Origin of the sequence: Paenibacillus sp. 276b (genome assembly GCF_900107875.1) — a bacterium.
In the GTDB taxonomy this organism is placed as follows: domain Bacteria; phylum Bacillota; class Bacilli; order Paenibacillales; family Paenibacillaceae; genus Paenibacillus; species Paenibacillus marchantiae.
Window position 1 is genome coordinate 860237 of the sequence record NZ_FNRR01000002.1, and the last position, 26137, is coordinate 886373.

General features: G+C 47.8%; 27 protein-coding genes. 23 read left to right on the forward strand and 4 right to left on the reverse strand.

The window, feature by feature from the left end; translation table 11 throughout:
• The first annotated feature begins 15 nt into the window (after positions 1 to 15).
• From BLV50_RS14945 to BLV50_RS14955, 3 genes are all read left to right on the forward strand, one after another.
• Positions 16 to 1533, forward strand: coding sequence for a sulfatase family protein (locus BLV50_RS14945; RefSeq protein WP_256337962.1), 1518 nt, complete (start codon positions 16 to 18; stop codon positions 1531 to 1533).
• A gap of 236 nt (positions 1534 to 1769) precedes the next feature.
• Positions 1770 to 3668 (forward strand): rhamnogalacturonan lyase family protein, encoded by a 1899-nt coding sequence (locus BLV50_RS14950; protein ID WP_218135398.1) that lies wholly within the window; start codon positions 1770 to 1772, stop codon positions 3666 to 3668.
• Positions 3669 to 3694: 26 nt separating this feature from the next.
• Positions 3695 to 4729, forward strand: a complete 1035-nt coding sequence (locus BLV50_RS14955; RefSeq protein WP_090808564.1) for a formylglycine-generating enzyme family protein — start codon at positions 3695 to 3697, stop codon at positions 4727 to 4729.
• Positions 4730 to 4765: 36 nt separating this feature from the next.
• Here BLV50_RS14955 and BLV50_RS14960 read toward each other — a convergent pair whose 3' ends face one another.
• The 3 genes from BLV50_RS14960 to BLV50_RS14970 all read right to left on the reverse strand — a co-directional run bounded on the left by BLV50_RS14960 (position 4766) and on the right by BLV50_RS14970 (position 7338).
• Positions 4766 to 5872, reverse strand: a complete 1107-nt coding sequence (locus BLV50_RS14960) for an MFS transporter (protein WP_063564151.1) — start codon at positions 5870 to 5872, stop codon at positions 4766 to 4768.
• Positions 5873 to 5960: 88 nt separating this feature from the next.
• Positions 5961 to 6491, reverse strand: a complete 531-nt coding sequence (locus BLV50_RS14965; RefSeq protein ID WP_090808566.1) for a TetR/AcrR family transcriptional regulator — start codon at positions 6489 to 6491, stop codon at positions 5961 to 5963.
• A gap of 76 nt (positions 6492 to 6567) precedes the next feature.
• Positions 6568 to 7338: a DeoR/GlpR family DNA-binding transcription regulator gene (locus tag BLV50_RS14970; RefSeq protein WP_090808569.1), complete on the reverse strand. Its 771-nt coding sequence runs from the start codon at positions 7336 to 7338 to the stop codon at positions 6568 to 6570.
• A gap of 272 nt (positions 7339 to 7610) precedes the next feature.
• Here BLV50_RS14970 and BLV50_RS14975 point away from each other — a divergent pair, with 272 nt between their 5' ends.
• The 5 genes from BLV50_RS14975 to BLV50_RS14995 all read left to right on the forward strand — a co-directional run bounded on the left by BLV50_RS14975 (position 7611) and on the right by BLV50_RS14995 (position 12034).
• Positions 7611 to 8576, forward strand: a complete 966-nt coding sequence (locus tag BLV50_RS14975; protein ID WP_256337963.1) for a metallophosphoesterase family protein — start codon at positions 7611 to 7613, stop codon at positions 8574 to 8576.
• Between the two features lie 42 nt (positions 8577 to 8618).
• Positions 8619 to 9476: a DMT family transporter gene (locus BLV50_RS14980; RefSeq protein WP_205524730.1), complete on the forward strand. Its 858-nt coding sequence runs from the start codon at positions 8619 to 8621 to the stop codon at positions 9474 to 9476.
• A gap of 78 nt (positions 9477 to 9554) precedes the next feature.
• A complete protein-coding gene (locus BLV50_RS14985; RefSeq protein WP_090808841.1) occupies positions 9555 to 10436 on the forward strand; it encodes a glycoside hydrolase family 43 protein in 882 nt (293 codons plus the stop codon).
• A gap of 262 nt (positions 10437 to 10698) precedes the next feature.
• Complete coding sequence (locus BLV50_RS14990) at positions 10699 to 11250, forward strand: nucleotidyltransferase family protein (protein ID WP_371129252.1); 552 nt, start codon at positions 10699 to 10701, stop codon at positions 11248 to 11250.
• Between the two features lie 52 nt (positions 11251 to 11302).
• A complete protein-coding gene (locus BLV50_RS14995) occupies positions 11303 to 12034 on the forward strand; it encodes a YdcF family protein (protein WP_090808573.1) in 732 nt (243 codons plus the stop codon).
• A 99-nt stretch (positions 12035 to 12133) separates the two neighbouring features.
• Here BLV50_RS14995 and BLV50_RS15000 read toward each other — a convergent pair whose 3' ends face one another.
• Positions 12134 to 12481: a helix-turn-helix domain-containing protein gene (locus BLV50_RS15000; RefSeq protein ID WP_072734079.1), complete on the reverse strand. Its 348-nt coding sequence runs from the start codon at positions 12479 to 12481 to the stop codon at positions 12134 to 12136.
• A 258-nt stretch (positions 12482 to 12739) separates the two neighbouring features.
• On the opposite strand from BLV50_RS15000, the gene BLV50_RS15005 reads away from it, so the two are divergent.
• The 15 genes from BLV50_RS15005 to BLV50_RS15075 all read left to right on the forward strand — a co-directional run bounded on the left by BLV50_RS15005 (position 12740) and on the right by BLV50_RS15075 (position 25934).
• Positions 12740 to 13141 carry a hypothetical protein gene (locus tag BLV50_RS15005; RefSeq protein ID WP_139295663.1) on the forward strand — a complete coding sequence of 134 codons (402 nt, stop codon included), beginning with the start codon at positions 12740 to 12742 and terminating at the stop codon, positions 13139 to 13141.
• A gap of 376 nt (positions 13142 to 13517) precedes the next feature.
• Positions 13518 to 14075, forward strand: coding sequence for a DJ-1/PfpI family protein (locus tag BLV50_RS15010; RefSeq protein ID WP_072734078.1), 558 nt, complete (start codon positions 13518 to 13520; stop codon positions 14073 to 14075).
• A 103-nt stretch (positions 14076 to 14178) separates the two neighbouring features.
• A complete protein-coding gene (locus BLV50_RS15015) occupies positions 14179 to 14637 on the forward strand; it encodes a hypothetical protein (RefSeq protein WP_170867853.1) in 459 nt (152 codons plus the stop codon).
• Between the two features lie 82 nt (positions 14638 to 14719).
• The gene (locus BLV50_RS15020; protein WP_090808575.1) at positions 14720 to 15601 is read left to right on the forward strand and encodes a TIGR01777 family oxidoreductase; all 882 of its coding nucleotides are present in this window, start codon (positions 14720 to 14722) and stop codon (positions 15599 to 15601) included.
• A gap of 259 nt (positions 15602 to 15860) precedes the next feature.
• Positions 15861 to 16862: a beta-ketoacyl-ACP synthase III gene (locus BLV50_RS15025; RefSeq protein WP_090808579.1), complete on the forward strand. Its 1002-nt coding sequence runs from the start codon at positions 15861 to 15863 to the stop codon at positions 16860 to 16862.
• On the forward strand, positions 16852 to 18150 hold the full coding sequence (locus BLV50_RS15030; protein ID WP_090808581.1) for an ATP-grasp domain-containing protein: 1299 nt from the start codon (positions 16852 to 16854) through the stop codon (positions 18148 to 18150). The genes BLV50_RS15025 and BLV50_RS15030 overlap by 11 nt, the downstream gene beginning before the upstream one ends.
• Positions 18147 to 19142: an NAD-dependent epimerase/dehydratase family protein gene (locus tag BLV50_RS15035; protein ID WP_090808583.1), complete on the forward strand. Its 996-nt coding sequence runs from the start codon at positions 18147 to 18149 to the stop codon at positions 19140 to 19142. Before BLV50_RS15030 ends, BLV50_RS15035 begins: the two co-directional genes overlap by 4 nt.
• On the forward strand, positions 19136 to 19996 hold the full coding sequence (locus BLV50_RS15040) for an MBL fold metallo-hydrolase (protein WP_090808584.1): 861 nt from the start codon (positions 19136 to 19138) through the stop codon (positions 19994 to 19996). The genes BLV50_RS15035 and BLV50_RS15040 overlap by 7 nt, the downstream gene beginning before the upstream one ends.
• The gene (locus tag BLV50_RS15045; protein ID WP_090808585.1) at positions 19993 to 21327 is read left to right on the forward strand and encodes a F390 synthetase-related protein; all 1335 of its coding nucleotides are present in this window, start codon (positions 19993 to 19995) and stop codon (positions 21325 to 21327) included. The genes BLV50_RS15040 and BLV50_RS15045 overlap by 4 nt, the downstream gene beginning before the upstream one ends.
• A 51-nt stretch (positions 21328 to 21378) precedes the next feature.
• Entirely contained in the window at positions 21379 to 22299 is a 921-nt protein-coding gene (locus BLV50_RS15050) for an SDR family oxidoreductase (RefSeq protein WP_090808587.1), read from the forward strand.
• A 51-nt stretch (positions 22300 to 22350) separates the two neighbouring features.
• A complete protein-coding gene (locus BLV50_RS15055) occupies positions 22351 to 22932 on the forward strand; it encodes a DJ-1/PfpI family protein (RefSeq protein ID WP_090808589.1) in 582 nt (193 codons plus the stop codon).
• A complete protein-coding gene (locus tag BLV50_RS15060) occupies positions 22929 to 23510 on the forward strand; it encodes a GNAT family N-acetyltransferase (protein WP_083584717.1) in 582 nt (193 codons plus the stop codon). Before BLV50_RS15055 ends, BLV50_RS15060 begins: the two co-directional genes overlap by 4 nt.
• Positions 23507 to 24391 carry a serine/threonine-protein kinase gene (locus BLV50_RS15065; RefSeq protein ID WP_063564162.1) on the forward strand — a complete coding sequence of 295 codons (885 nt, stop codon included), beginning with the start codon at positions 23507 to 23509 and terminating at the stop codon, positions 24389 to 24391. Before BLV50_RS15060 ends, BLV50_RS15065 begins: the two co-directional genes overlap by 4 nt.
• A 233-nt stretch (positions 24392 to 24624) precedes the next feature.
• Positions 24625 to 25320: a GNAT family N-acetyltransferase gene (locus BLV50_RS15070; RefSeq protein WP_079696503.1), complete on the forward strand. Its 696-nt coding sequence runs from the start codon at positions 24625 to 24627 to the stop codon at positions 25318 to 25320.
• Between the two features lie 227 nt (positions 25321 to 25547).
• Positions 25548 to 25934, forward strand: a complete 387-nt coding sequence (locus tag BLV50_RS15075) for a hypothetical protein (protein WP_090808591.1) — start codon at positions 25548 to 25550, stop codon at positions 25932 to 25934.
• Positions 25935 to 26137 lie beyond the last annotated feature (203 nt).

The window sequence follows — 26137 nt, forward strand, 5'->3', positions numbered from 1 at the left end:
AGTGTGGGATCTAACGTGTCACATCATAAGCCCAATATTATTTTTCTTATGACGGATCAGCAGCGATGGGACTGCATTGGAACGTTTAATGAACATATTCATACGCCGAATCTGGATAAGCTTGCAGCCGAGGGAATCGCTTTCCAGGATGCGGTCTGCCAATCCCCGATGTGTGCACCCAGCCGAAGCTCCATGATGATGGGATACTATCCCTCACAGCTGGGGGTTCGAACGAATTATGGTGGTTTGTTTGAGGAAGACAAGCTGCCTTCTGAGCCGCTGCCGGAGTTGATGCATCGCGCAGGGTATCAGACGGCTGGCTTTGGGAAAACGCATTGGAACCATAGCGAGGGTGTAGACGAGCCATCCACACGTGGGTTTGAAGTGAGATCGATCGGTCTCTCCCGCCAGAGCGGCCATTATGAGCAGGGGGCAACGATGATGGGGGACACCCATCCCGAAGCGCTGGAGGCGTATCATCAGGAGACGAAGGATTTTGGCGGCGGGGAGGAAAATGTCAACGGTTATACCGGGTTCACTAGCCGAATTCCGATGAACCAGCATCGGGATGGATGGGTAGCCGAACAGGCACTGCAATTTTTGGAAGACGGAGTAGACACGGAGAGGCCACTGTTTTTTTATTTGTCCTTTCTCAAGCCGCATGCCGGGTTCAACGTACCCCAAGAATTTGAAGACCTCTACCGACTGGAGGATATCCCGGACATTCCGCAGCCACCTTGGGAAGACGAATTGAATACCCATCTGGCAGCCTCGGATGATCTGAATGTGAACAGTCGTCAGTCGTATCTGGACAAGAAGGCCGTATGGGAGCAGCGCAGTTCGGAGGAGAGAAGAAGAACCACATTGAGGTACTGGGCGAATTGCTCCTGGCTGGATCACTATTTTGGGTTGGCATTGAATAAGCTGGGGCAGCTCGGAAGGCTGGAGAATGCGCTGATTGTATTTGTATCGGATCATGGAGAGATGTTGGGGGAAAGGCAATACCGCTTCACCAAATACAATCTGTATGACAGCAGCGTTAGAGTTCCGCTCATTTTGTCCGGTACATACATCCCGGAACAGAAGCGAGGAACGAGGGATCAGAAACCCGCCGAATTGGTCGATCTTGTCCCCACATTAACGCAAGCAGCAGGATTAGAGGCCAACCCGATGCTACCGGGTGTGAACTTATTGGGTGAACTCCGGCATCGCGGAACGTTCTGTGAATTTCATGGTAAAGGTGTAACAGCGCCCCATTCGGCCCCGGCTTATATGTGGCGTACAACGGAGTGGAAGCTCATTCTGTACCTCGAAGGCTCTGTTGCGGAATCGGCCTCCAGGGTGCATGAAACAAAAGGTGAATTATATCACCTGACCGTTGACCCCCATGAATGGACGAATCTATATGATGAAGAGCAGCATGCTGCAATCCGGGAACAGTTAAAGACTGAACTGTTAATGCATCTGGCCGTCAGCTGGGCCAAGGGACCCTTCTTCTATGATCGTGGTGGCACCAAGCCGCTGGAGACATAAGGAGAGTAACATTGAGTTGTTTATGTAAATGTGTGAAGGACCAAGTGTATCCGTTGACCGGGCAACCGGAGGCAAAGCGAAGATTGCTCCCACGATTAGACGATTAAACGATGTCGGCTAAAGGGGCGCGGATCATCTGCTTTGCTTTTTTTATGACCGGATAAGGCAGGGGAACTTGATGTGAGATACAGACGGTTTATGAGTTTGGCAAATTAATCGATGGAGGGGAATCATTGATGAAAACCGAAATGACTGTGGCAAAAGGAAAGAAAGTACTGTTCACATGGCTATTAAGTGGAGTCATTGGATTGACAGGCTTGGCTTCACCCGGAGGTTTAGCACCCAAGGCAGAGGCCGCAGAAGTGTCTGCACCACGGCTGGTAGAAGACCTGGGACGAGGCCTTACTGCGGTGTACCTGGGGGAGAACCAAGTCTATCTGAGCTGGCGTTTACTTGGGACCGAACCGCAGCAAGCTACCTTCAATGTCTATCGACGGACGGGCACAGAAGAGGTGAAGCTGAATGCCCAGCCTTTGACGCAGGGAACCAACTATACGGATACAGACGTGGATGTAAACCAGAGTCATACGTATATCGTGAAGTCTTATGTGGATGGTACTTTGCAGGGTGCAAGTGCAGAAGTAGTGCTGGCCGCAAACCCCGAGATTCGCAATTATTTCAGTATTCCGCTGCAAAATATAACGTCCAATCCGTCCGATTATTTTGTCCAGCATGGCTGGCCAGGGGATCTGGACGGCGATGGAGAATATGAAGTTGTGGTCACCCGGATTCCGGTGAATGGAGGCAACAAATATGTGGAGGCGTACAGCTTGACCGAAGGTTTCCTATGGCGAATTGATCTGGGGCCTTACAGCGTGACCACGATCGATACATATAATGCACCACCTGCTTCGGTAAGCGAATTCGGTGTGGCTGGACTGGGCGGCTGGCGTGACAATGACAATATTACAGTGTTTGATCTGGATAGTGACGGAAAGGCTGAGGTACTGCTGCGTACCTTTGAAGGTGTGACGTTTGCCGATGGTCAGGTCGTCCCTGCTACGGTGCAGCGCGCACAATATGTATCTGTTGTGGATGGATTGACGGGTACAGAAGCTGCACGTACTACAATTACGAATAATTATGCAGCCGATGGACCGCTCAGCGGGCATTTCGGTATAGCTTATCTGGATGGTGAACATCCGAGTCTGATTACGGCGCTCAAGAATCGTGCGCTCAGCCGGAATTTCCAGTATGTGACGTCAGCTTATGATTATGCAGGTGGAGCCCTAACCGAGCGATGGAGACATGTAGGGGCGGACGGTGAGTTTTTCCACCAGATTCGTATATTGGATCTCGATGGGGATGGAAAGGACGAGGTTTCTTTTGGCGGCTGGGCACTGGATGATAATGGAGAGACATTATACAGTCTGCCTGGTGTAGTCCATGGTGATCGATTCCACATTACGGATATTGATCCGGATCGGCCGGGGTTGGAGCAGTTTGGAATTCAGCAGGCGGAGAACGGCAACGTTAATCAATTTCCTTGGTTTTATGCGGATGCAGCGACGGGTGAGATCATTCGCACGGGAGAACTGCCCCAGGACGTGGCAAGGGGAACGCTGGCGGATATTGATCCACGACGCAGCGGGCTTGAGATGTGGTCCAGTTCAGGCAATATTTATAATGTGGATGGTGAAGTGATCAGTTCGGTTCAACCATCAACGAACTTCAAAATCTGGTGGGATGGAGATGTGCTCGGCGAGCTGCTGGATAAGAACTTTGTGGAAAAGTGGGACTGGCAGCAGGACACGACGACACGTCTGTTTACAGCTGATGATGTGCGTGTGAATTCCAGAAACGCCCCTGTACTCTATGGGGATCTGCTCGGGGACTGGCGGGAGGAAATTCTGTATGAGACGAGTGATTTCCAAGAGTTGCGTCTGTACAGAACGACGATACCGTCAGATGTTCGCATCTACACACTGCCGCATAATCCGGCATACCGTAACGGACTGGCTGTCAAAGGATATATGCAGTCTTTGCTAACCGATTATTATCTGGGTGAAGGAATGACAACACCACCGTATCCCAATATTCGCCCTGCCGTGTACAATAGGGAGAACGAGTCTTAAACCTAACCATGAAGGGGATGCTTGAGATGCATGATCGGCTGCCAAAGAAACCTTCTTCCTGCTGCTGCGCTGCAAGTCGGAGCGGCAAGCTCGAGGAAAAGAGTCTGCCAGAGGAAACGGCTGCATCGGTAGAGGCTGTTGAGGACAAGCCATCAAGTCATACCAGTTATTCAGCTGACTTCACAATAGCTCTAACCAAAAGAGCAGAGAAGAAAGAAAGCATTCGTATTGAAGGTGGACGTTTCCTGATGGGCACGAATGACCCTGAAGCTTTTGCAGAGGATGGAGAAGGCCCCGTTAGAGAAGTTCAGGTGAACTCCTTTTATCTGGATGCCTGTACGGTAACCAATGCGGAATTTGCACAGTTTGTTCGTGAGACGGGGTATCGGACTGAGGCGGAGCGGTTTGGCTGGTCTTTTGTTTTTCATCTGTTCGTTTCTCCGCAAACGGCGGCTCAAGTTCGAAACGTGGTACAACAGACACCCTGGTGGTGGGTTGTTGAAGGTGCAGACTGGGCTCATCCTGAAGGACCCGATTCTCATGTGAATGATCGCTCTGATCATCCGGTTCTTCATATCTCATGGAATGATGCCAATGCCTATTGCCGCTGGGCGGGTAAACGTTTGCCCACAGAAGCCGAATGGGAGTACGCAGCCCGGGGTGGACTGATTCAGAAAAAATATCCTTGGGGCGATACGTTAAGGCCGGATGGACAGCACTATTGCAACATCTGGCAGGGTGTATTTCCGGCGAAAAATAATGCAGCCGACGGTTATGCAGGCACCGCTCCATCTCAATCGTTTCCTTCCAATGCATACAGACTTTATAATATGTCAGGAAATGTATGGGAGTGGTGCGCAGACAACTACGTTACGGATCACGAGAAGGCTGCGGATGCTGCCACGGAATTATCTCCTCATGAAGACCGCAAGGTGTTAAAAGGCGGTTCCTACCTATGCCACCGTTCCTACTGCAATCGCTATAGAGTGGCGGCCAGAATCCCCAACACGCCTGATACATCTACTGGGCATATTGGTTTCAGATGCGCAGCGGATGTATAGTCTGTTGGTTTGCTTGTTTGTAGGATAAGGCTATGGCTATTTCACCCGAATAAGTAATCCGAATAGACCCAGCACAGCAAAGGCCAGAAATGCTGTCGTGTTGGAGAACATCTCAATGGTGTACCCCGCTATCGATGAACCTATGAACTGCCCCGCACCGAGCGCGAGAAAAGCAAGGCTGATTCCGATGGACGTATTTGGACGAAATAACCTGGTCGCCCACACGATGAATACACTGGTCAGAAATATATAGGTACTGCCAAACATAACAGCTGAGACCAGGCTGGCGGCCATCGATGGAAGAAGGATAACGCCAAGTGAAACAGACAAGAGTAGAAGGCCTATCCGATAGGACCATCCAATTCCGATGCGTTCAATAATCCGTCCAGCACACCCACCGAGAATCCCCATAATCCCCATCACAATCCAGAACAGTACGGCTTCCGAATCGGAGGCCCCTTTTTCGTCCGTGAGGAAGTTTCGGGCAAAGGTCCAATAGATCGCAGAACTGATACCTGTCAGAAGGGAAGCCATGAGCAGAGCCACACCGGGTCTGGTCGGCTTCATGCATGCCCAGAGGGACTTGGTACAAGGCTCTGTTTTGCGTGGGGAAAGAACACGTCTATTCCATAACACTACTACAACACCCAGAACAGCAAAGAAGATGTAGGTAAAACGCCAATACTCGGTGAACAGCCAGTAGATCGGACCGGATACGATAATGCCAAAGCTGGTACCTGTGTTAATCCAGCTATTCCCCCTGGCTTGCTGCTCAGGTGCAAGCTCAGCGTAGACGGTGTTACCCAATGCAGGAGAGGCCAAGCCTGTACTTAATCCGGCAAGAAATACACCTAGTGTGAGAACAAACGCGTTTGGAGACAAGGCTATGCCCAATAAACCGAGCACAGCACTAACGCCCGCTATTTGAATGACATGATAGTGCCCAATGCGATTAATTAACAGTGGGGCACTAAGTAGAGACAGACAGTACGCAATGTAGGTTGCGGAATTGATTGCTCCGGATTGGGCATCGTCCAGTTGGAGTGCTTCCGAGATTTCCGGCATAAACAGCCCATAGCTGAATCTCCCGAATGCATAACATACAGCGATAAGGGCAATCCCTGGGAAAATAATTTTTTTCATCAAATCCACCGCCTTTTAGATAGAACGATCATTATATTTTCTTTGAAATAAAAAAGTGAGTTGAACTACTAACTCACCCGGTGTGGGACTACTTGAAACTATTCTGCGTCATGTCAATGAGTTCCCGGCAGACGCTATTTACATTTTCTGTCTCAGCGAGTGCAGTAGAACCCTCCAGCAACAGGTTAAATTGCAACACTGCACGGTCACTTGCGGCAGGATCAAGATTTTTAATCAAGGTCATCACATGTTTTTTATGTGCGTTGACAGTTTGTACAATGACGTTGTCTGGATCTCCGCCAAATTCCTCCTTGGCACGCAAAAACAAGCATCCTCTCGACTCATGCTCCATCAACCAGCGTGCATGTCCTTCCGCCAGATTGAGGAATACGGGTTGCGCTTTGTTGTCGGCATACTGCCGCAACTGTTCCAGATAGCGCTGTTCGCGCCGCCGAAGTACTTCAACAATGAGATCATCCTTGGAGTTGAAGTGATTATATAACGTCATGATGGCAATCCCGGCATCTGTGATGATTCGCTTCAAGCCGATAGAATGAAAGCCGTGCAGGTAGAATAATTCCTCAGCCACGTTCAACAGCATTTCCTTTTTGCTGCTCATAAGAAGTGATACGCTCCTTTCAGAATAAGATAGAACGATCATTATACTTCTAAAATATAGAAAATGGCTCACATTGTCAAATGCTGTGAACCATTTCGATTTCCATTTGGTGAAGAGCATCTATCCATTCTGTGGGACATCCAGAATCTGTGATCACCATGGATATTTGATTTATAGGTGCAATCTGGGCGAAGGTTGAACGTCCAAACTTGGTATGATCTGCTACCAAAATGGCTTCCTCCGCACGCTCCATCATTTTGCGGGAGATGAGTGCCTCTTCCAGCACATAATCTGTGATCCCATCCGTTAATGACACGCCACCTGCTGAGATGAATGCCTTATTGACTTTGAATTGACTGAGCAATTCATGAGCAATGGGTCCAGTAGAGGCTTGTACGACCGGGGTGACTTCTCCTCCAGCGAAAATGATTTTGCCTGCAAACTCCTCTAGCGCACAGGTAAGAATGGGGACGGAGTTGGTTATGACGGTCACCTGAGACCGATGTCGCAGCTGCCGCATAATCTCCAGCGTTGTTGTACCATTGTCCAGCATTATGGTCTCTCCATCCTCAATCAGAGAGGCGGCTGCCACGCCAATGGCCTGCTTTTCGTTCAGTTGAAGCTGCGCACGCTTTTGAAAAGGGGCTTCGATCATGCCTGAGCGTACACGTACAGCGCCTCCGTATACTTTGCGCAATTCGCCTTTCTTTTCAAGTCGGTCCAGATCCCGCCGAATCGTCTCCGTAGACACCTGAAACAGATCCGCCAGAAGCTGTACCTGAACCTTGCCCTGGGTAGCTAGCTGGTTAAGAATGGTGTGTCTGCGTTCTTCATACGTTAAAGACATGTTTGTGCCTCCTGAAGTTTCGATCTAAGTTCTACTTATTTTAGAGTTGTGAGATAGTGTGGATTGTTGTTGTTTTAATAGTTTAAGTTGGAGAGAAGACCTTGTCAATTTTGAAATGTAATGAGGAGTATAATGAGAAGTAAATTCTGTTCTTAATATGTATTGACAGCAATATGATGTGACGATAAGATCATATAAAACAACGTAAAACCACAATAAACAACATTGAAAACTTTAATCCATAGTACATGGATTATCAGGGAGGAAAAAGGGTGAAACGTCAGCTTGCTTTTCAAGCAAATGGAGCATTCAAAATCGTGCAGTTTACAGATCTACACTGGAAAGATGGGCGACCTGAAGATCTTCGGACCAGGCAATTAATGAAAACGGTCATTGAAGCGGAACAGCCCGATCTGGTTGTCTTTACAGGCGATGTCATCTACACGGGACCAGTCGATCCTGGCAATAAGGAATGTGAACACCCGGAGCAGGCATTGCGTGATGCTGTGTCTGTAGTGGAAGAGCGTGGTATTCCGTGGGCTTTTGTGTATGGCAACCATGATACAGAGAATCGGATTACCCCCGATGCATTAATGGATGTGATTCAGGAGCATGCGCATACCGTGACAGAACCTGGACCGCGTGAGATTGCGGGACTAGGCAATTACACATTGGAGATTGCCGGAGCGGATGGCTGTCCGGCAGCAGTGTTGTATTTACTCGATTCGGGGAACTATTCCCAGTTCGAGTCCATTCCCGGTTATGGCTGGATTCAGCCTAATCAGATCCAGTGGCTGATGTCTGAATCCACACGCGTTAATCCCGGCCGCAGCCGCGGGGAGAAGCTCCCAGCCTTGGCGTTTTTCCATATCCCGATTCCTGAATATCAGTCCATGTGGGACACACAGATCTGTTACGGCAGCAAATACGAACCTGTCTGCTCTGCCCAAGTGAACTCGGGTCTGTTCTCTGCACTGCTGGAGATGGGCGATGTGATGGGGACCTTTTGCGGACATGATCATGTGAATGATTTTCAGGGGACTTACCACGGCATTCGTCTCTGCTACGGGCGTTCGAGTGGACACAGTACATATGGAAGGGAAGGCATGCTGCGCGGAGGACGGGTCATTCAATTGCAGGCGGGACAACGCAGCTTTGATACCTGGATTCGTCTGGAAGACGGATCGGTCGTGAAGGAACAGCCAGAACATCAACCTGAGAGCACTTTGGCACATTAGAGAATATAGAAGAGCAAGGCATTAGAGAGGAACGTTTTGATTATGATTTTACCTATAGTTCTGGTGCTCGCTTCCGGGATGGCTCACGCTGTCTGGAGTATGTTCACCAAACGCAGTTTAAACAAAAGTGTGTTTTTATGGTCTATCATGATGATTCCAACCGTAATACTGCTGCCTGTGCTTATTGTGGAATTGGTACGGGAACCTTTATCCATGCCAGCCTATGCACTACTCGTGTTATCAATGGCGCTGCAAGCCTTGTATTCCTGGCTGCTATCGCAGACGTATGAATTGGGCGATTTGTCGCAGATTTATCCGATTATGCGGGGAACGAGCACCTTGTTAGTGCCATTGATCGGTGTTGCTTTTCTGGGGGAAACGTTGTCCATGTTCGGCTGGGTCGGTATTGCCTGCATGATTGTAGGATTTACGGTGCTGAGTGGTGTGGGAAGCAGAGTTGGCAAATCTGGCTCAAGTGTAACAGGATCAAAGCCGGTTCTGATGGCCTTATGTGTCGGGTTATGTACAACGAGTTATGTGTTCGTGGACAAATTAAATCTAGAGCATATTTCACCCCTGTCGTTACTTGAAGTGACGAACATTGGCTTTGTTGCCGGCTTGACTCCGGCGCTGCTCGCTTCCCGCCAACTGCGTCAGGAGTGGAAGAAGAACCGATCAACCATTATGCTGGGAGCGCTGCTGAATCCGGGCTCGTACTTGTTGTTTCTGTTTGCATTGCAGCAGGCGCCAATGGCTAGACTGGGCCCGCTTCGGGAAGTAGGAACGGTATTTGCGGCCTTCCTCGGTATTTTGTTATTGAAAGAACAGCAGGGGAAGAAGCGCATTCTCTGTTCCATCGTTATTTTTGGCGGCATATTGCTGATTGGTATGTGGGGTTAATGGAATTCCAGTATTTGGAGATATGGTGTATACTCATGGTTAATGAACCGCTCTCATGAGGAGGATGAACCATTGAACGTGCACCGTTTGGAAGATATTCATTTTCGTGATCCCTACATATTGGCTATACCATCGCGCAAGAAATATTATTTATATGGCTCTATCGGGCAAAATGTGTGGAACGGCCCAGCCATCGGTTTTGATGTCTATGAGAGTGAAGACCTGATCCATTGGAGTGGTCCTTCCCCATGCTTCCGTGCACCAGCGAACTTCTGGTCCGATCACCACTATTGGGCCCCGGAAGTCTATGAATGGGAAGGTCGCTTTTATATGTTTGCCAGCTTCAAGGCGGAAGGTGTTCCGCGGGTAACAGGTGTGTTGGTGGCTGATCAGCCAGAAGGGCCTTTTGAATTGTGGTGTCGCTCCCTGACGCCACCAGATTGGGAATGCCTGGACGGTACATTGTATGTGGACGATCAGGGTGATCCGTGGATGATCTTTTGCAAGGAATGGGTGCAGGTGGAGGATGGGGAGATGTACGCGGTACGTCTGAAACCGGATCTGAAAGGAACGATAGGCAAACCTGATCTGTTATTCAAAGCTTCCGAAGCGCCATGGTCTGTCGGAGGTGGAGAACAGCGAAACCGTTATGTCACGGACGGTCCGTTTCTGTATCGTATGCAAAATGATGAACTCGTCATGATGTGGTCCACATCCGGTCAAGACGGTTATACACTGGGGCTGGCCCGCTCGGTGTCCGGTAAACCGCAAGGTCCATGGAAGCAGGATGACAAGCCGTTGTTCGCCAATAATGGAGGACATGGGATGCTGTTTCGAACGTTCGAAGGACAACTGTGTCTCACCATTCATGCTCCGAACAATCATCCGAAGGAACGACCCGTTATTTTCCGCATGCAGGAGAAGCAAGGACAACTGACGCTATTGGATAATCCAACGTAAAATGTAGAAAATGCAGATCACGTATTCGGAAAAGCCACTGGCCTAATCGCTTTTTCAATCTTCTTCAATTCATCCCCTCAGGGTAAATGATCTTAAGGAACATCTGTTCAGATGAGCCTAGGATGACTGCCTGAGGGGATTTGTTTATTTTATCGCAGGTACTCAAACATGATATATTGGAAGGAGCAGCGTGTCGGTAATGTAAAAGCGAGCAATGATAGCTCTATAATGAAATGGACAGAGTGACGGGGAGAGACGTTATATGTTGCTTAAGGAAAAGTTGATCCAGGCGATTACGGAGCATGAACAGTTAATGCACGACCTGCGGCGGATTCGCAGTCTGGATCTGCCTCAGTGTTACATAGGTGCGGGGTATATTCGCAATTATATCTGGGATGTGCTTCATGGCTATCCTCTTCGCGAACTTCACAGCGATATTGATGTTATTTACTACGATACGGAAGATATGCGTGAGGAGCGGGACCTGATGCTGGAACAAGGGCTTCGCGAGCAGACAGGCAATTCCAAATGGTCGGTGAAAAATCAGGCGAGGATGCATCTGCGCAATGGAAACAAGCCCTATCAATCCACAGAAGATGCCCTTCGGTATTGGCCAGAAATCGTCACAGCCATAGGTGTGCGGTTAGATGAACAAGGTCAGGTGCGTATCTGTGCCCCGCATGGGCTGGAGGATCTGTATGCGTTAATCGTACGCCAAAGTCCGTTTTTCACCGATGCAGACTACTATAATCATCGTGTAGAGAAGAAATGCTGGCAACAACAGTGGCCCAAGCTCACGATCATAAAATCCTGAATCAAGGGCATATGACGGAAGTGAAGGCCCGAGAAGGAGTGTTACTGGATTTATGAAAAAGTTTATACGAGAAAAAGGCCTAATCCTTGATCTTATTTTCATTGCATGTTTTGTGTTCTTCCTTGTTTTCTGGGGCTGGAACTTCGCGGTGAAGTTTTTTGGCATGATCACTATAGCTTTTATCGTGTTGAGGCGGATTGATTATCAAAAGTATATCCTGCTAAAACGCATTCTGCTTACTGGCTTCGGGATCGCTGCGGTTTCATTTGTAATTATCGAAGCACTTGTGTTTACTCAGCTTAACGCGAATGATCCGGAAGAAGCGGACTATGTCATTATTCTCGGCTCGGGCATCAAGGGAACTGAATTGTCATTGACCTTGAAACAAAGGCTGGATGCCAGTCTGGACTATATCCGCAGTCATCCTCAGACACCAGTGATTGTATCCGGCGGGCAGGGGCCGGGAGAATCGATTCCGGAAGCACTCGCCATGAAAAACTACCTTGTTGATCAGGGGATCAGCCCCACACAAGTCATTATGGAAGATCGATCGACGAGCACCCAGGAGAATATGGCTTTTTCCAAAAAAATCATTGATGCATCTGGGCTGGAGCATCCCAAGATCATGATTGTCACAAGTGATTACCATATGTTCAGATCCAAGTATTTGGCCGCCAAGAACGGTTACGCTGCCGAATACGGCATTTCCGCTCCTTCACCGGGTTATCTGAAACCGATCAATATGATCCGGGAGTATTTTGCAGCGGTTAAAGCGTTTATCTAATGGATAATGCGCGAATTCAGAAATGGATTACAATCTTCAAGATATCACATCCAAAAAAGGCAACGATCAACTCTTAATCGAGTGAACGTTGCCTTTTTGTTATTTCTTATCATACGTTTTGAAAATTTCAGTGATCACATTGAGAGCCATAGCTATTTCATGTGGTTCATGGGTTCTCAGGATGGTAATTAGTTTCTGAATGTTATTATCTTCATAGGAGAGTGCCTCGTTTTCATTCACATATGTAAATAATTGATTAACGCCGACATCAAGAGCATCCGCGATTCTATCCAAATTTTTCAAAGAGATGTTACGCTCCGCGCGTTCAATGAATCCGATATAGCTTGTATTAAATCCTGCCTTTTCAGCTAAAGCCTCTTGAGATAGATCCTTGGATTTCCGAAGATCTCTTATTCTTGCACCAACTAACTCCAAAAGTTCTGACATGGGTACACCTCTCTTTAATTAGAAGTGTAGAGAAAGAATAGAGGTTGATTAACCAATACTTAATAAGTAATTTGATTAAAAAACTACTATATAGTAATATTTTATCTATATCTTGCCCAAAACTTAAAAAATACACACCAGTTTTTTGTACAGAGAGTAAAACGGATAAAGGGGTTGTTGGACTTGAATGAAATGCACTCCTTCATGAATCGGCAGATCGATAAACCTTTATTGTACTTAACTGATGAGATTTCCAATGTGAAAAGAGATGTGTTCGATTATCAAAAACTTGCTGGATATCATATGAAATTGGCTTTTATGATGCATAAGCATAGCCAAAGGAAAGTTTGCCTGATTCTCTGTGACTGGGCTTTGACTGCCATGATCAAGGCTTTGTACATTCATGAGCACCAAACAACGATCTTACCTGACAAATGGACGATGAACGAAATTCTTTCTTTTGTGCATACAGATAAGAATCCCGGATTGGATATTGTCTTATTCATCAGCACGATACAATATATATCTTCAATAGAAAACGGCCCAGACTCTTTTCTTGCAGAGCCAACCAACATTGACAAACTGCTTGAACGAACAGAACAAGTGTTGAGTGAACTATCCGCCCGAATTCTTAGTGAACCAAACACTCCACTTTTTTAATTGCTGAAAATATATAAAAAGTTTTGTTTGACTGCGACAGCTTCCGTATTCCAAATCGGCCTACACGGGGCTGTTTTTTTGTTGGAACACGCCATCAATCGAAAGAATTTTGTACAATGAGGTAGTTGGAAAATTGAAACATAAATAGGGGATAAACATGAGAGGATGCATTAGTTATCAAGATCATTTTATGTGAAATAGAAGAGCAGGATTAAAAGCATTTTATCCAGCTGCGGGATTCAAATGATGCTCACAACTTAATTTTTGAGAATGGCCCATGATCATCTGATCAAAAATAATCATCAGTATGCTTTAAAAATGTTTGCAGACTAATATGTATCGAGGGTAGAAGGACAAAAAGAAGGGGGCAGCTGATTTGAAAACATACATATTATTATTTGAAGGATACGTATCATTTGAGATTATGTTAGCCAGCTATTTTATGAAAACCCAAGGAGACATCATAACGGTAGCGTTGGAAAAAGGACCTTTACAGTCATATGAGGGATTTTCGGTTAATCCCTCTGTTCTACTAAATGAGATTGATCCGTCAGAAGTGGAACTTTTGATAATTCCCGGAGGAGATGTTACGGCAATGCTGCAACGTCCGGACTTGATGTACTTCATCAAAGCACTTAATGCGCGCAAGACGCCCATTGCAGCCATCTGTGCAGGAATATTATTGTTCGGTCAAGCGCAAATATTGGAGAGCAGATCATTTACGACTAATGCTGAATCCGAGATGAGAGCTATCACAGCCCAAGGGAAATATGTAAATGAAGGTGTTGTTGTTGATGGACATATCATTACAGCCAAGGCGAGTGCTTATGTGGATTTTGGAATCGAAATCGGTAAAGTTATGAATATCTATTCAGGTCCTGAAGATCTGGAAGAAACGATTCAAGTGTTCAAATATTTCAACGCCAAATCATGATATAATATACGTCATTAATAGAAGAACGATGTAGGAGTGAAGGATCATTACAGCATATATGTTACCTGCTCTCTATGAGCAAAAGAAAGTTTCAGCGCATGACATGGAAGAGATTGTGCGTTTGTTGGCACACGCACCATTACTATATGATGACGGGCTGTCAATTCAAGTTCAGGACTTCATGGAAGGGTTGGAAATCGAGCTTGAGCATGAGGTGCGGCGCGCAGTAATCGAGTTGTATGAATTGGCTGTGCAAGCTTGTCGTCCCTTCTCCGAGCTATCTGCTTATGAGCAGTTTCAGGATGCACTTGGATTACAGGCCGAACTATGGCAGGTAGAAGTGCTGACGCTTGTCGAATGGATGGAATGGTTGAAGCAGATCGGTAAAGGACAAAGAAAACTGCCTGAATACAATTTTACAGCCATGCTGGGGAATTTGCCTGAAGGGTTCATGATTCATGATTTCCATGATGAGCTTATGTATCAGTTGGAGCAAAACTCAGCGAACGCATGGGCGATTGAAGAACGCAATCGTTTATACGCAGCCTTGGGCATAAATTAAAATCAAACAAAACCGTCGCAGACAGTGTTAGTCCATATATAGCGTAGTTGCTTTACCCAGTATGGGGAAATGAGGGGATACCGTGAAAAAGGTTGTGTTGGCGGGTGGAACAGGGTTTGTTGGTCAGGATTTTGCCCAAAGATTCAAGGAGCTTGGTTATGAGGTGCTCATCATCTCACGTCAGCCCGGTCATATTGCCTGGGAGAACCAGGCTGGAATCATAGAGGCACTTGAAGGTGCAGAATTGCTGATTAACCTGGCCGGAAAATCCGTAAACTGCCGTTACACGGACGAGAACCGCAAAGTCATTTTGGAATCCAGAACACGCACAACCCGCATTTTGGGCGAGTCTGTTCTGGCTTGTAGCAACCCTCCTGAATTATGGATTAATTCGAGCACGGCCACCATATACAGACATGCAGAAGATCGTCCCATGACGGAGAAAGAGGGCGAGATTGGCTCCGGATTCTCGGTGGATGTCGCCAAGGCGTGGGAAAAGGCTTTTTTTGAATTCAGTCTGCCGTCTACACGTCAGATTGCATTACGGATTGCCATTGTGCTGGGAGAAGGCGGCGTCATGGAGCCACTCACCAATCTGGTCCGCTTTGGGCTGGGTGGATCACAAGGATCTGGAACCCAGCAGTTTAGCTGGATTCATTTAGAAGATTTGTTCCGCATGGTGATCTATGTTCAGCAGCATCCGCAATTGGAGGGTGTATTTAATGCATCCTCTCCCCATCCTGTCACGAACCGCCAGCTTATGGAGAGTCTGCGGCGGCAGATGGGAGTTCGTATTGGACTTCCTTCACCTCGCTGGATGCTGGAACTGGGGGCACGATTCATCCGGACCGAAACAGAGCTGGTTCTCAAAAGTCGCTGGGTTATTCCCGAGAGGCTGGAAAGAGAAGGATTTACATTCAAGTATGATACGCTCGATCTTGCACTGGCCGAGATTTTGAAGTAAGGAAATGAATCAACATGACTGAATAAAAAAATAACACAACGGGAGGGGCAGAGATATCTGCCCTTCTGCTGTATTTTCTGCACTTCGTCATGGCGTTTAGCCAGGCGGGGTGAAGTGTAATTTTCATTTAGATATGTTCGACTAAACATTTACACGATAACTGCGATAACAAGGTTGTTCTGTCATTGGAGTGTTAGTGTACATATTTATTAGTTGAACTTATATCGATCAGTCAGAAGAAGAGAAAGAGGTAGGTCATATGCAGCTTAGAAGAGTGAGAATTGTTGGAACAGGCAAGTATTTGCCTGAACAGGAAGTAACCGACGAGGAGTTGGATCGCCGTTTGCAGGTGCCTGCGGGCTGGGTCAGCAAAGCAACAGGTGTAGGTGTGCGTCATTACGTTTCTGGTGCAGAGACCTCTTCCTTCATGGGAGCGAGGGCTGCCGAAGCCGCACTTGTTGATGCGGGATTGACGTTCGCAGATATAGACTGTCTGGTGTGTACGAGCGGTACGAAGGAACAACCTTTACCCAGTACGGCGGTATTCATTCAGCAGGCGATGGGACAGCAGGATTCAGGTGTACCGGCTTTTGACATGGATGCGACCTGTTTAAGTTTCCTAAACGGGTTGGATGTTATCTCCTATATGGTGGATGCCGGGCGTTATAAAAGGGTGCTGCTTGTAGCTACGGAGATCGCCTCAAAGGGGTTAAATTGGTCGAACAAGGAGAGTGCTGCCCTGTTCGGTGATGGAGCTGCTGCTGTCATTATTGAACGCTCTGCTGAAGGAGAGTCTTCGCAGATTGTGCATGCCTCGCTGAAAACGTACAGCCGCGGCGCGCGGTTTTCGGAAATTGCCGGTGGGGGTACTCGTCTGCATGCCTCGAATTATGTGGCAGAGCAGCCGGACCCCTATCTTTTTCATATGGATGGACAGGCCATCTTCCGTATGGCTTCCAGGTTGCTGCCAGCATTTATTGACGATATGTTGCAAGCAACCGGTAATCAGATGAAGGATTTCCAATTGGTAATTCCGCATCAGGGAAGTGCCATGGCGATGAGGCTGATCCGCAAGAAGCTAGGAATCGAAGAGGACCGTTTTATGGACATTACACGAAATCACGGCAATACCATTGCCGCTTCCATTCCGATGGGGTTGCATGAAGCGATCAAGCAGCAGCGCATTCAGAGGGGAGATCGGGTGCTAATGATCGGAACAGCCGCCGGATTATCACTGGGAGGACTTATTTTTGACTACTAGATTCACGAAGAATGGACATCAAACATCAGAATCCTTAAATGTGCTGCTCACAGGCGGGCGGGCTCCGGTAACGCTCGATCTGGCGCGTATGCTTCATCGTGCGGGTCACCGGGTTTACGTCGCGGAGAGCGTGGTGCGTCATTTGTGCAGATTGTCCAGTGCGGTGGAGCAGTGCTTCATGGTTCCATCTCCACGTCATGAAACAGAGAATTACTTGTTAGAGATGGAGAGTCTGGTTCAAGCCTGGCAGATCGACTTGTTGATTCCGATGTGTGAAGAAGTTTTCTATATTGCTCAAGGGGCAGAGCGTCTGTGTGATCACTGCCGTGTACTTGTTTCGCCTATAGAGCAGTTGCATGAATTGCATCATAAATATCGCTTTATTCAGCTTGCAGAGTCGTTTGGCCTTTCGGTGCCGGATACCCGTCTGATCAACAGTCGGCAGGAATGGATGGAAGCGCAGGCTGATCTGGAAATAGAGGGGGAATGGGTATGGAAGCCCGTATACTCCCGTTTTGCTGCCAGAGTTCGTATGCCGCCGATATCCTCCACAACAGACTTTGATAGAGGCGCACCTGATCAGAAGATATACGAAGGTAAAATGAAGCAGCACCGTTTACAGAATGATCCTCCTGGTGACACGGAAATATCCTCGGCTTCCCCTTGGGTTGCACAGGCTTATGTTGCCGGGCAAATGTTATGTACATACAGCGTAGCTTATGAAGGGAAAATCGTTGCATATACAACCTACGACAGTCGCTATCGAACGGGCAGCGTAGGGGCGAGTGTTTTTTTTGAACATGTGGAGCATGAAGGAATTTACGAGTGGGTAAGGCAATTTGTACAGGCGACAGGGTTTAGCGGGCAGATTGGGTTTGATTTTATCGAAACAGAGGACGGACAAGTGTATGCCATTGAGTGTAATCCGAGGGCGACCAGTGGCATCCATTTGTTTCACCCTGGTGATGGCTTGGTACGTGCTTTAATTGCACCTGAAGAGCTGGTGAAAGCAGCAAAGGTGATCATCCCCAAGCAAGGAAGCAAAGCGATGTTGATGCTTCCGATGTTGGGAAGTGGATTGCAGCAACTCTGGGGGAAGGGCGGCCTGCGGACATGGATGACAGCCTGGCGGGGAACGAGGGATGTGGTGTATCTGAGATACGATATGAAACCTTTGTTTGAGCAATTTGCAATTGTACTCTCCGCCTGGCGGCTTGCAAGGAAACATAAGTTCTCGCTGACTGAAGCTTTGACTCACGACATAGAATGGAACGGTGAACAACGATGAATAGAGCATTGGTTACAGGAGCAACCGGATGTCTGGGCAGGCATCTGGCGATACGGCTTGCAGAGCAAGGCTGGGAAGTTACGGGTATGGGACGCCAGCCAAAGCACGGTGCACAGCTTGAGGCAGCAGGCATTCGATTTTATAACGGAGATATACGGGATCAGGCGGCGGTGAATGAGGTCTGTTCGGGTCAGGATGTTGTGTTTCACTGTGCGGCGTTATCGTCGCCATGGGGCAAATACCGGGATTTTTACAGCATCAATGTGGAGGGGACACAGCATTTGGTGGACCGTTGTATGAAAGTTGGCATAAAGCGCTTCATTCATGTATCAACGCCGAGCCTATATTTTAACTACAGTCCGCGATATGACATACATGAGAATGACCCCTTGCCATCCAAGCCAGCTAATCATTATGCAGCCACCAAGCGGCTCGCTGAGCAGGTGGTTTTGCAGGCTCATGCTAAGGGACTTCCATCGATCATGATTCGTCCGAGAGCTATTTTTGGTCCATATGACCAGACCCTTTTTCCCAGAATCGTTGCAGCAAATGCCAAATCGGGTGTACCTATGATCGGAGGCGGACAGGCACTCATTGACCTGACTTGTGTGGATAACGTGGTGGATGCACTGTTGTTATGTAGGGATGCCAAGACAGAAGTGCTGGGTCGTGCCTACAATATTTCCAATGGAGATCCGAGACCGTTCCGGGATTTGGTGAGCACGTTGTTTGGCATGCTGGAAATGCCTTTACGCCGTCGAAATATTCCCTACCGAGCAGCATACGGAGCAGCCGCAGTGCTGGAACGTGTACACCGCTTGATTCCTGCGTCAGGTGAACCTCAATTGACGCGGTATACGGTTGGTTCATTATCTATCCCGCAGACGCTGGATATTACGGATGCCCGTGAGAAGCTGGGATATGTGCCTCGGTTGTCCATTGATGAGGGGTTACAACAATTTGCAGACTGGTGGAGGGCTGAATCATGCTGACAACAACTTCGGTAAAGCTTCATCTTGGAGCAGCGGGTTATTGCACACATCCGGAGTTTCTGACGCTGCGTGGTGGAAGTTTGCGTCCGGTGGCCTTCCCGGCAGGCTTTGCGTGCATCATTCATCCTGTACATGGTCCGATTCTGCTGGACACGGGATATAGCTCCCGTTTTTTCAAGGAAACCGCTCATTTGCCAAATGCGTTGTACCGTCATATTACACCTGTGGTCTATCGTGAAGAAGACAGTGCGGTACACTTTCTGGCTCGTTTAGGGCTGAAAGCTTCGGATATTCGGTACATCATCCTCTCGCACTTTCATGGGGATCATATTGCAGGTGTGCGGGATTTCCCACAGGCGCAATTGATCTATCTGCCAAGAGCCTATGACGCGGTGCGTTCACTTGGCCCCATTGCGGCTGTAAAGGCAGGCTTTCTGTCCGGCCTGCTGCCAGAGGACTTTAATGCCCGATCAATGCTTGTTACGAAGCAGCCGGAGAGATGGGTGAGAGCGGGTGAGGATTTTCCTTTTCCCGAGGTATACGATATTTTCGGTGATGGCAGTCTGCTGGGTGTTGACGTATCGGGTCATGCGGAAGGCATGATGGGCATTTTGCTCAGTACGGAGTCACATGATTATTTTCTGTGCGCGGACGCGGTGTGGTCGAGTCGTGCTTTTCAGGAGCAACTCAGACCTCACGCACTCGCTGGAATCATTATGTCGGATCGTCAGGCGTATCGAAGGAATTTTGACAGACTCGTTCAGTTGCATCAGCAGTTTCCAGCGATTCGGATTGTGCCCAGTCATTGCCATGAAGCGCTGAATGCTTGGGGTACAGAGGGTGAGCACATATGAGCAGTACACTGCGTATTGTCTACCATTATGCACTTGCACGGGGATTGAGAAAATGGAAAACACGAGCGCATCTTGAACGCTGGCAGGAACGCCAGATCATTCGGCAAGTGGAACGGGTTCGTAAAAAGTCCGCTTTTTACCGGGAGTGGTGGGGTGATGTTGATGCATCCAACTGGAGAAGCTTTCCGCTGATTGACAAAACGATCATGATGCAGCATTTCGATCGGCTCAACACGGTGGGCATTTCCAAGGGCGAAGCGATGGCTCTCGCCGGGGAAAGTGAGGAAACGCGTGATTTCAAGCCATCCGTTCAGGGCGTGACGGTAGGCTTGTCCTCAGGCACATCGGGCAACCGGGGGTTGTTTCTGGTGAGTGATCGTGAGCAGGATGCGTGGACAGGGACTGTGTTGGCCAAGCTCCTGCCTGGCGGACTGTGGAAGCCTGCCAAGATCGCCTTTTTCCTCCGGGCCAACAGTAATCTGTATGAATCGGTGCAGCGGGGTAAGCTGCAATTTCAATATTTTGATCTGCTGGAGCGTGTCGATACCTTGGTTGAACGTATGGAAACATACCGACCCACCGTATGGGTAGCGCCGCCCTCCATGCTGAGAATGTTGGCTGAGGCTTATACGTCAGGCACATTGACCACTGTACCGGACAAAATCATTTCGGTTGCTGAAGTGCTGGACCCCCTGGATCGCAAGGTGCTGGAGAGTGTTTTTGGGCAAACCATTCATCAGGTTTACCAGTGTACTGAAGGATTTCTGGGCGCAACCTGTGGCTTCGGTACTTTGCATTTGAATGAAGATATCGTTCATATTGAAAAAGAGTTCATTGACCCCACGACCCGGAGGTTCGTGCCTGTAATCACGGATTTCTCCAGAACCTCACAGCCGATTATCCGGTATCGACTGAACGACATTTTGACCGAGGCAGCGGTTCCTTGTGCCTGTGGGTCTCCATTCACTGCCATTGAGCGGATCGAAGGCCGCTGTGATGACACGCTTTATTTTCCACATCGACAAACGGGCGAAGCCGTACCTGTATTCCCGGATTTTGTTACGCGTGCGGTGATTGCAGCCTCTCCAGTTATTGAGCATTATCGCGTCGTACAGCGAGGTAGCGGGATGTTGGAAGTATCGCTTCGGCTCGGAGGAGGAGAAGGGATGCAGCAGGTGGAATTTTGTGTGAAGCGGGAGCTGACGAAGCTGGGAGAGCGGCTGGAATGCACTATACCCGAGATCATATTCGTTCCTTATACGTTTGAACCGGGAATAACGAAGCTGCGCCGAGTGGAGAGACAGCACACTTGTAGTGAAGCGTTTGGATGATAAGGTAACGTGATAAATCGACTAAATCCATCGAGGGAAGAGGTGAAGCAGATGACAGAACAGAAGATACAGACAGAGGATGATCATATAAAGGGCGAAACAGGTTTAACCGTGGGGAAATCGAAAGAGTTCAACCCAAACGCCCCTGTGGCGTTAATCACGGGTACATCGAGTGGGTTCGGTATGCTTACGGCGGTTACGCTGGCTAAACAAGGATATCGTGTTGTGGCAACGATGCGAGATTTGAGTCGGAATGCGGAATTGCCAAGGTTGGCGGAGCAGGCGGGTATTTCGGATCGGTTACAGGTTATTCGCCTGGATGTAACGGATGGTGATTCGGTACAGGAGGCTGTTCAGACGGTACTTCAAAACAATGGGCGGATCGATATGCTGGTGAACAATGCAGGATTTGCGCTTGGCGGATTTATTGAAGAAGTATCCATGGATGATTGGCGTCGGCAAATGGAAACGAATCTGTTTGGCTTGATTGCCGTTACACGTGCGGTCCTGCCTGTCATGCGTGAGCAAAAGCAGGGATTGATCATCAACTTGTCCAGCGTCAGTGGATTGTCCGGTTTTCCAGGTTATGCGCCGTATGCTGCATCCAAATTCGCAGTGGAAGGTTTCACGGAAAGTTTGCGTCATGAGATGTCCTCGTTCGGCATCCGGGTTGTGCTGGTAGAGCCGGGTGCTTATCGTACACCCATATGGAGTAAAGGCTTGGGCGAAATTCACAGGAGCGACCATTCTCCCTATAAAGATAAGCTGGACGCGGTTCTTCGTTATTCCCAGAATGCTGGAGAGACTGCACCTGATCCGCAGGAAGTGGCCGATCTGATTGCTCGCATTGCACGGATGCGTGCACCAAGGCTTCGTTATGCGCTGGGCAAAGGCTCGCGTTTGCTTATCATCGGCAAGCTGCTGCTTCCCTGGAAATGGCTGGAGTGGATTATTGCGCGTGGATTGAAATAGAATCAGCTACGAAACTCAATCACGAAATAAAAAACACTGGAGGGCTTTCATATGAAAATCGCTTTTGTTTTGTTTGATGGTTTGACTTTCCTTGATTTTGCAGGATTCTATGATGTGATCAATCGGTTGAATTTCTTTGAACAAACCAAAGGCACAACGTGGGAAACATGTGCGATGACAGATCAGGTTAGAGACGAATCGGGTTTAACGTTGAAGGTGGACCGGGTGAAGCCTGATTTGGCGGAATATGATCTCGTTTTTGTGCCTGGTGGTATGGGAACACGCAAGCTTCGATTCGATGAGGCTTTTGTGGGCTGGCTGAGACAGGCAGAGAATGTTCCACTGAAGGTATCTGTGTGCACAGGCTCTCTGCTGATGGGGGCGGCGGGGTTTTTAACGGGTAAAAAAGCAACAACGCATCCCAATGTTTATGAACTGCTTGAGCCATATGTTGCTGAGGTGATTCAAACCCGGATTGTGAAAGACGGAAATGTGATTACGGCCGGAGGGGTAGCGACGTCCATTGATCTTGGGGTCTATGTTGTAGGTTTGCTTGCAGGCCATGAAGCCGCAGCGAATGTAAAGCTACAAATCGATTATCCTTATGACATGCAGGGAGTGGTTGAAGCATGAATGAAGGTCAGAAGGAGAACGTGTTCATCCTTCGCAATATACGCAGAGATGAGGCAGAGAAATATTGGCCTTTGCGGCTGGAAGCACTGAAAAATCATCCGGAAGCCTTCGGGGCTTCATTTGAAATGTCCATTCAGCTTCCCATGAGTGAAGTGCAGGAACGTATACATACCGAACCCGATAATTACATTCTGGGTGCATATACAGAAGAAGGCATCCTCACAGGGACAATGGGGTTCAAAAGAGAACAGGGACTAAAGCTGAGGCACAAAGGATACATCTGGGGAGTTTATGTCTCACCGTCTTATCGTGGATGTGGACTTGCTTCCCGATTGCTCCGCGAAGTGTTGGATCGGGGCAGGGAATTGGAAGGCATAGAGCAAATCAATCTCAGTGTGGTTACCACAAACGGGTCAGCAAGGCGATTGTATGAGCAGCATGGATTCGAAACCTATGGCATTGAGCGCAATGCACTGGTCGTTCAGGGAAAGGGTTACGATGAAGCGCATATGACGTACTTTTATGCTGAGCGTTTGAATGTGAGCGATGAGCATGTTGAAGAAGGTGGTGACTTATGACGGACACGGTTCAGCTTGAACTTGACGGCATTTCTTTTGAGTTAAAAGAACCTCATTCATTCGAATGGATCGCGCGCCTGGGTACTGTATTCCGTGTGTTTGATCAGCAGGATTCCGGCAATTTGTCCTTTGGTATTCTGGGTCTAGACGGAAAGCGGATATTCGTGAAATATGCTGGAGCATGCACGATACATGCGAACAGTATAAGTGCACCTGCCGAAGCGATTCATTATTTGAAATCATCCGTTTCCATATACGAAGATTTGGCACATGACACATTGATTCATTTAAAAGACCATTTTGCAATAGAACATGGCTACGCCTGTGTATTCGATTGGGTGGAAGGAGAATGTCTGCATTCCCATTGGGATTTTCCACCACCAGCTAAATATGAGGACCCTCGTTCCCCCTATTATCGATTCAGACAGCTTCCGGTAAAGACGCGTATTCAGGCGATGGAGCGTATTTTGGATTTTCACATCGAAGTGCAACGGAGAGGGTATGTGGCTGTTGATTTTTACGATGGCAGTCTGATCTATGATTTTGACAAACAAACGATGAAAATATGTGATATTGATTTGTATCGAAAGGGCTCTTTCACGAATACGATGGGACGGATGTGGGGATCATCCCGGTTTATGTCTCCTGAGGAATTTGAATTGGGTGCACCAATGGATGGAATTACGAATGTGTTCAACTTAGGAGCGATGGCTTTTTCCCTGCTGGGTGGAGAGTTGGATCGTTCATATGCCAGATGGGATGCGGGAGAAGCGTTGTACCAGGTGGTTATTCGAGCAGTAGACCCTGAGCGGGCAAGTCGTTATGCATCGGTTGCTGAATTGGGTGAAGCATGGAAAAAAGCCGTGCTGCAGGATCAATAAACGATATTGAATCACTGTCTAGATCTTAAAATTCTCTAATATATTACTCATACGCAATTGTGCACATTTGATTCGTATCTGCACGTGATATACCGTATAATGGAAATTAATGAGGGGGTATAGCCAATGTGCAAATATACGATATCAGGATTAATAACTGATTTTCTGAAGCAGCATGACGCTGGAAAAAGAAGTGTAGGCGAACCATTATTGCAGAGGTTCATTCCGTAATTATGAATCCCATTTCAAACCGTTCACCCATGGATATGATGAAAATTCAGGCAGATACATTGTATACGATGGACAATCAGAAGCGTCTGTTAAGTATTAACGAACCGGATGGTGGGCAGGCTCCAGCCTTATTTATTGGAATAACTTCTGTCGGGCAATGTTCCTACTATCATGAGCAGTTGCCGTTCACTCTGATTGAAGAGCTAGGCTGTGATGCTGAGCTTCCGCTCGATATTGCGAAGCTGATTCGGAGAGTGGAGACGTTTAAGCCAGTGAAGAGTGCATGGATGGGCCCGGCTTATACATTTCCCGAGAAGTGCGGCGAATGGCATCCAAATGTTCAGCTTATAGAGAGTCATCGTACTTTTCTGCTGGAAAAGCATTTTTCTGATTTAATAGAGCGTCTGCATGAAAAAATGCCCGTTATTGCTTATGTTATGGAGGATTCGGCTGTCGCTGTATGTTGTTCGGCCCGTGTATCCCAACAGGGTGCTGAGGCTAGTCTGTATACGGCGCCTAATTTCAGAGGACAGGGTTATGCAGCGGAGGCGGTAAAGTGCTGGCAGTATCATATTAAAGAGAGCGGGCGCATTCCAATCTATAGTACATCATGGGATAATATAGCTTCGCAAACTGTTGCCCGGAAGCTGGGACTAATCCAGTTTGGTGTGGATTTCAGCATCACGACCTCGTCATAAAAGATGCAATCATTTGTGTTAAATGAAGGGCATCAATCCGCTGGGTTGAAACTCTGGATCAAAAGTTGTTGTTGCAGCAATGATTAGGAATTTTGTACAAAAGAACCTGCAATAAGTCATTGTAGCGCATATCCGTATCTATCGGGATGAGTATAATTATGATCATAGCTTTGTCGAGTTTATTGAGAGTGCCGTTCATAAGTTTGAGCAGGGACAGGAGTGATTCCATGATTCGCAAACGTATTGCAAGCGGCACGGTGATGCTGTGTGCAGCATGGATGTTGGTAGCATGCTCGAATCAGGTGGAAAGTCATGACGTGAGCTGGAAAATTGATAGCAATCTTCAGCAAATCGTGAACGAACCTGAGATTCTGACCAGCAGTAATCCAGGTGATTATATTGCTGCTAATACAGAGGCGTATGCTCAGATTCTGGATACGGGTGAAGAGGGACTGAACGTCCTGATTCAGCAGCTGGAGTCCAGTTCGAATGATGGCCTTAAGGAATGGCTTATGGCTCAGGCTAGTAGTGAACTGCTCGGAGAGCGTAACCCCGTGGAACGCTGGCAAAGTGGCAAAGACTGGCTCAGACAGTATAAAATGAAGTTAGAATAATGGCTCTTCATTAGTGCATGACTTACAGCGAAGGTAGTGGAGGGAACGGAATCGATTCTGAAGAAGCGGTAGCGTTCGCCTTTGTCTCCAAATTTGGACATTTATAAAATATATCAAGAAAATTTGGAGACAACAGCGATCGAAAGAACGATCCGTAACCGAAACGATCACCGCAGGTCGTCAAACGTTAACGTCTGTGATGA

Coding starts and splice junctions, on each gene's coding strand:
- BLV50_RS15025 (WP_090808579.1), top strand. CDS start 15,861: ATGCAGCTTAGAAGAGTGAGAATTGTTGGAACAGGCAAGTATTTGCCT.
- BLV50_RS15070 (WP_079696503.1), top strand. CDS start 24,625: ATGAATCCCATTTCAAACCGTTCACCCATGGATATGATGAAAATTCAG.
- BLV50_RS15035 (WP_090808583.1), top strand. CDS start 18,147: ATGAATAGAGCATTGGTTACAGGAGCAACCGGATGTCTGGGCAGGCAT.
- BLV50_RS14990 (WP_371129252.1), top strand. CDS start 10,699: ATGTTGCTTAAGGAAAAGTTGATCCAGGCGATTACGGAGCATGAACAG.
- BLV50_RS15015 (WP_170867853.1), top strand. CDS start 14,179: ATGGAAGAGATTGTGCGTTTGTTGGCACACGCACCATTACTATATGAT.
- BLV50_RS14980 (WP_205524730.1), top strand. CDS start 8,619: ATGATTTTACCTATAGTTCTGGTGCTCGCTTCCGGGATGGCTCACGCT.
- BLV50_RS15055 (WP_090808589.1), top strand. CDS start 22,351: ATGAAAATCGCTTTTGTTTTGTTTGATGGTTTGACTTTCCTTGATTTT.
- BLV50_RS15000 (WP_072734079.1), bottom strand. CDS start 12,481: ATGTCAGAACTTTTGGAGTTAGTTGGTGCAAGAATAAGAGATCTTCGG.
- BLV50_RS15065 (WP_063564162.1), top strand. CDS start 23,507: ATGACGGACACGGTTCAGCTTGAACTTGACGGCATTTCTTTTGAGTTA.
- BLV50_RS14950 (WP_218135398.1), top strand. CDS start 1,770: ATGAAAACCGAAATGACTGTGGCAAAAGGAAAGAAAGTACTGTTCACA.
- BLV50_RS14970 (WP_090808569.1), bottom strand. CDS start 7,338: ATGTCTTTAACGTATGAAGAACGCAGACACACCATTCTTAACCAGCTA.
- BLV50_RS15075 (WP_090808591.1), top strand. CDS start 25,548: ATGATTCGCAAACGTATTGCAAGCGGCACGGTGATGCTGTGTGCAGCA.
- BLV50_RS14965 (WP_090808566.1), bottom strand. CDS start 6,491: ATGAGCAGCAAAAAGGAAATGCTGTTGAACGTGGCTGAGGAATTATTC.
- BLV50_RS14960 (WP_063564151.1), bottom strand. CDS start 5,872: ATGAAAAAAATTATTTTCCCAGGGATTGCCCTTATCGCTGTATGTTAT.
- BLV50_RS15060 (WP_083584717.1), top strand. CDS start 22,929: ATGAATGAAGGTCAGAAGGAGAACGTGTTCATCCTTCGCAATATACGC.
- BLV50_RS14955 (WP_090808564.1), top strand. CDS start 3,695: ATGCATGATCGGCTGCCAAAGAAACCTTCTTCCTGCTGCTGCGCTGCA.
- BLV50_RS14995 (WP_090808573.1), top strand. CDS start 11,303: ATGAAAAAGTTTATACGAGAAAAAGGCCTAATCCTTGATCTTATTTTC.
- BLV50_RS15045 (WP_090808585.1), top strand. CDS start 19,993: ATGAGCAGTACACTGCGTATTGTCTACCATTATGCACTTGCACGGGGA.
- BLV50_RS15050 (WP_090808587.1), top strand. CDS start 21,379: ATGACAGAACAGAAGATACAGACAGAGGATGATCATATAAAGGGCGAA.
- BLV50_RS15040 (WP_090808584.1), top strand. CDS start 19,136: ATGCTGACAACAACTTCGGTAAAGCTTCATCTTGGAGCAGCGGGTTAT.